Source organism: Thermostichus vulcanus str. 'Rupite' (assembly GCF_022848905.1).
In the GTDB taxonomy this organism is placed as follows: Bacteria; Cyanobacteriota; Cyanobacteriia; order Thermostichales; family Thermostichaceae; genus Thermostichus; species Thermostichus vulcanus_A.
The window spans coordinates 1-3,690 of sequence record NZ_JAFIRA010000091.1 but is presented as its reverse complement, the minus strand read 5'-3'; the positions used below and the strand labels follow the sequence as shown (position 1 = coordinate 3,690).

Annotated in this window: 5 protein-coding genes; all 5 read left to right on the top strand. The window is 47.6% G+C overall.

Features of this window, described 5'->3' with window-relative positions:
• Window positions 1-10 precede the first annotated feature (10 nt).
• The 5 genes from JX360_RS18175 to JX360_RS17090 all read left to right on the top strand — a co-directional run bounded on the left by JX360_RS18175 (window position 11) and on the right by JX360_RS17090 (window position 3,544).
• Entirely contained in the window at window positions 11-94 is an 84-nt protein-coding gene (locus tag JX360_RS18175; protein ID WP_425244331.1) for a hypothetical protein, read from the top strand.
• Window positions 95-330: 236 nt separating this feature from the next.
• Window positions 331-864 carry a hypothetical protein gene (locus JX360_RS17105; protein WP_244353412.1) on the top strand — a complete coding sequence of 178 codons (534 nt, stop codon included), beginning with the start codon at window positions 331-333 and terminating at the stop codon, window positions 862-864.
• A 630-nt stretch (window positions 865-1,494) separates the two neighbouring features.
• Complete coding sequence (locus tag JX360_RS17100) at window positions 1,495-1,854, top strand: hypothetical protein (RefSeq protein ID WP_244353404.1); 360 nt, start codon at window positions 1,495-1,497, stop codon at window positions 1,852-1,854.
• 70 nt (window positions 1,855-1,924) lie between these two features.
• Window positions 1,925-2,800: a DUF4351 domain-containing protein gene (locus JX360_RS17095; protein WP_244353402.1), complete on the top strand. Its 876-nt coding sequence runs from the start codon at window positions 1,925-1,927 to the stop codon at window positions 2,798-2,800.
• 279 nt (window positions 2,801-3,079) lie between these two features.
• The gene (locus JX360_RS17090) at window positions 3,080-3,544 is read left to right on the top strand and encodes a hypothetical protein (RefSeq protein ID WP_244353400.1); all 465 of its coding nucleotides are present in this window, start codon (window positions 3,080-3,082) and stop codon (window positions 3,542-3,544) included.
• Window positions 3,545-3,690 lie beyond the last annotated feature (146 nt).

The following is a 3,690-nucleotide window of genomic DNA, read 5'->3' as shown; positions in this document are numbered from 1 at the left end:
CAACAACCGGATCAAGGTAATCAAGCGACAAGGGTATGGGTTTACCAACATTACTAACTTCAGAGCCAGATTATTAGCAGCTTTCTGGCCTTAGTAATCCTTGATCACCATAAGTCCAGGAGAGCCAAGACGACAATGACGAAGATGCAGTAATTAAAATTGAATTGTTGATAGAGTTCTTATTCTACAACACGAAAGAAAGAGTCTTAGCAATCTTTGAGGCTGATGCTAGTGTTCCCAGTGGACTTTACTATCTGGAGCCCAGAGACAGAAGAAATGACTGTAATTTCTAGACACTAAAAATTAATGTCAACTCAACTGGGAAAAGCTATGAATGAGACAAGATTAGCCAAGAGATTGTTGAGAATTTTGGCTTTCGCCATTGCTATTTTGCTGCTTTTTGCTATTCAAACTCTGCTAGATCCTTTGCAATCTAATTCTCGAACTCCTGACGATTCAACTCTTTTTTATCAAGAGAACCAATATGTCTTGGGTCATATTAACGGGCTTAACACAACTCAGGATAATGCCCTTAGTGAGTTAAATAATTTATCAGGGCTCCTTGATGAACTGAGAATCGAGACACCTGGCTCTGGGAGCAAGCCGGTTAGCTCTTTATTCAATAGCAGAGCTTTGATATACAACAACAGCTTAAAGGATGGGCATGAATTCGGAGCCGTTCGCCAGTACATTGCATCGATTGCCCTCAAAATACAAGAAGGGCTCGTCCTAGACCCAAACCTTGCTGCCAACTTCACACCTGAGGAACGAGAGAAAACAATTGTTGATCAATCGTGGGCACTAACTCGAGTAATTTTTAATAACCCAGATGCAGGAAATGTCTTAAGAGATATTGCTCAATAAGCAGGTCTCATCGGAGGAGGAGTCCTCAATCCTATTAGATACCAAAACTTCCCTAGTGATGCAATACTCGGGTATGCAAGAGAAATCATAAATGACCTAATCAATCTGAATCAGCTATCATTTCAATCTCTCGAAAGTAATCTTATTCAGCTACTTGGGGGTACTCAAGGCAATAAGCTCCTTCTAACCTCATATTCTCAAGGAACTATATGGACTCCCGTTTTACTTGAAAGTCCTAGTATTAAAGCTTTCGAGAAGCCTGGCAAAAAAGATTGTCTCATATCTACATTTCAAATCGCTAACATGACTACTCCCTATTCTTTCTACGAAGAAGATCCTCTCTACATCACTTCAAGTAGGGACAATATAGTCAATGCAGTTAGACAAGGCATTCTAACTATTTCAGGCGCTAATTTCCTAAATGGATTTATTCCGCCTCCAGCTGATAGTAACTTTACAGGTGATCTCTCAAAGGCCACAAACGGCCATGGATTATCTCAGGTCTACTTGCAGGGAAGAAGACGTGGTGGTTCAACCGATAATTCTGGTCGAGCTATATCAGGCAGGAAAATTATTAATGCCATTAAGCTGATGAACCGGCCCAAATGCTACGACCTTGAGATTGAGGAGATGAAATTCGACCCTCCAGGGACATCCACAGCGAGCGCCACCTTGAACCTCAAAGTGCGCTTGATAGATGCCAGGGGCAAAGTCGTAGAAGATGCCTCCGGCAAACGACCCCCTGTCAAGATCACCTTTCCTGATATCACCAACGGCAGACTTGACCCGCCAGAAGGGGAAACGGATGCAAAGGGTGAGTTCACCACCCAAGCTACTATCCTCAACCTGGAAAGACCCCTCGACGGAGGACGGGTCTACATGCAAGTCACCGCCCAAGCAGAATACGCCTTCACCAATGAACAGGGACAGCCCATCGGGGATCCCGGTTGCCCTTACCTGAGTGGGCCGGATGGGAATCTCAAAGCTTAACCCTATTCCACTGCCGCCAAGGGAGAATGGAGTCAGCCTAGCTCTGCCCGACCCCTGCAAGACCCAGCCCATGCCCTACGACAATCTCTGCAAAGCGCTGGTCGAACGCAATCCTCTCCCTTTTGTGCACTGGTTGGTTGGACAGACCCCTGAACCGGTTCAAATTCTCAAAACAGAATTGTCCGTCGAACCGATTCGGGCAGACTTTGTCAGCTTTTTACAAGTTGGAGCACAAGTGCTCCATTTGGAGTTTCAAACGGCTCCTGACCCTGAGATGCCTTTGCGGATGCTGGATTACTACGTGCGTCTACGACGGCAATATCGCTGTGAAGTGCTGCAGATTGTGCTGTTTCTGCGACAGACTCAGTCAACTTGGGCGCACCTTGACCGATTGGCAACCGACACCACTCTGCACCGATATCGGGTAGTGCGCATATGGGAAGAACCAGCCAAAGCTTTATTGCGGGATCCCGGCTTGTGGCCCTTGGCCATTTTGGCTGGGGCAAAAGAGCCTGAGGCATTGCTGAGGCAAGTGGCGGAGGAAATCCAGAGATGGCCAAATCCACAAGAGCGAGCGAACTTGGCGGCTTACACCTATCTGCTGGGTGGATTACGCTTTGAGAAAGAACTGTTGCAGCAGCTGTTGCGGGAGGAAGTGATGCGAGAATCGGTGACCTATCAAGCTTTGGTGGAAGAAAGTGAGCGACGGGGGATCCAACAAGGGCTGACCCAAGGAATCCAACAAGGGCTGACCCAAGGAATCCAACAGGGCGAGGCGGAACTTACCCTGCGGCTACTGCGGCGCAAACTGGGATCCCTGCCTGAGGAATTGGAAACTCAGATTCGGTCGTTGCCGGTGGAGCACCTGGAAGAGTTAAGTGAAGCCTTGCTGGAGTTTGAGACTTTGGCCGACCTGACTACTTGGCTCAATTCATTCAACCCGTAAAGGTTCTTACCTTCAACAAAGGCATCCGTACCGCACACCAGCACATCTAAAGATTTCGCCAATGTGTTGCACAACACTTGCAATTGATTGAAGCAGGTGCTAGTTTTCGCTTGAACAGCAGACTGTGAATCAAGTCTTGCGCTAGTCGGGTGCGGTACAACCACTCCTCCAGGTTCTGCCCCCAGTGGAGAAGGAGAACCCAGTCCTGAGCCAATTTCAGGATCCATTCCGGGCAATCCGGGTTCTGACCCGACCGCCGGTCTGCTCCCAGAGGATGAATTGGATCGGTTATTCCCGAATTTGCCGCCAGATCCGGGGGAAGAAGGGAAGCGCACTTTGGAAGGGATAGATGCGGATGGAGATGGTGTGCGCGATGATGTGCAGCGAGCGATTTATCGTTTGGAACCCCGTGATGAGCGTAAACGAAGAGCCATGCTGCAATATGCCAAGGCATTGCAGCAAATGATGTTGGCTGGAACAAATCAAGAAGCATATTTTGATGCAAGTGATGAGGCATTTTACGCTCTTATTTGTATAGATGAAGTGAGTGGTAAGCATTCTAGTGTCAGGCCCGAGCCAGCAATTGAAGCTGAGATTACGATAGAAACTGTTGAATACCTTTTCTACAATACTGAGGCAAGGGTGCTAGCTGATTTAGAAGCCGAAGCATTGATTCCCAGTGGAGCTTATAAAAAAATGCCAGACCGTTGGTTGCCTGGCCAAACAACTGGCTTCTGTGAATAGCAAAAATTGAATGATAAATTATGCCTCTTTCGTCAGTATGGGGAGGCTAGGCTTGAGGTAGAAGCTGAACTCCTTACCCGGCCATGACTCTAGCTCGTCAGGCGCTACCCACCCTTCAAGTCCTTGATGACTACTGTGAGGCCTAC

Bases quoted from the DNA above. Each gene is read 5' to 3' on its own strand.
- JX360_RS17100 (WP_244353404.1), top strand. From the start codon at position 1,495: ATGAAATTCGACCCTCCAGGGACATCCACAGCGAGCGCCACCTTGAAC.
- JX360_RS17105 (WP_244353412.1), top strand. From the start codon at position 331: ATGAATGAGACAAGATTAGCCAAGAGATTGTTGAGAATTTTGGCTTTC.
- JX360_RS17095 (WP_244353402.1), top strand. From the start codon at position 1,925: ATGCCCTACGACAATCTCTGCAAAGCGCTGGTCGAACGCAATCCTCTC.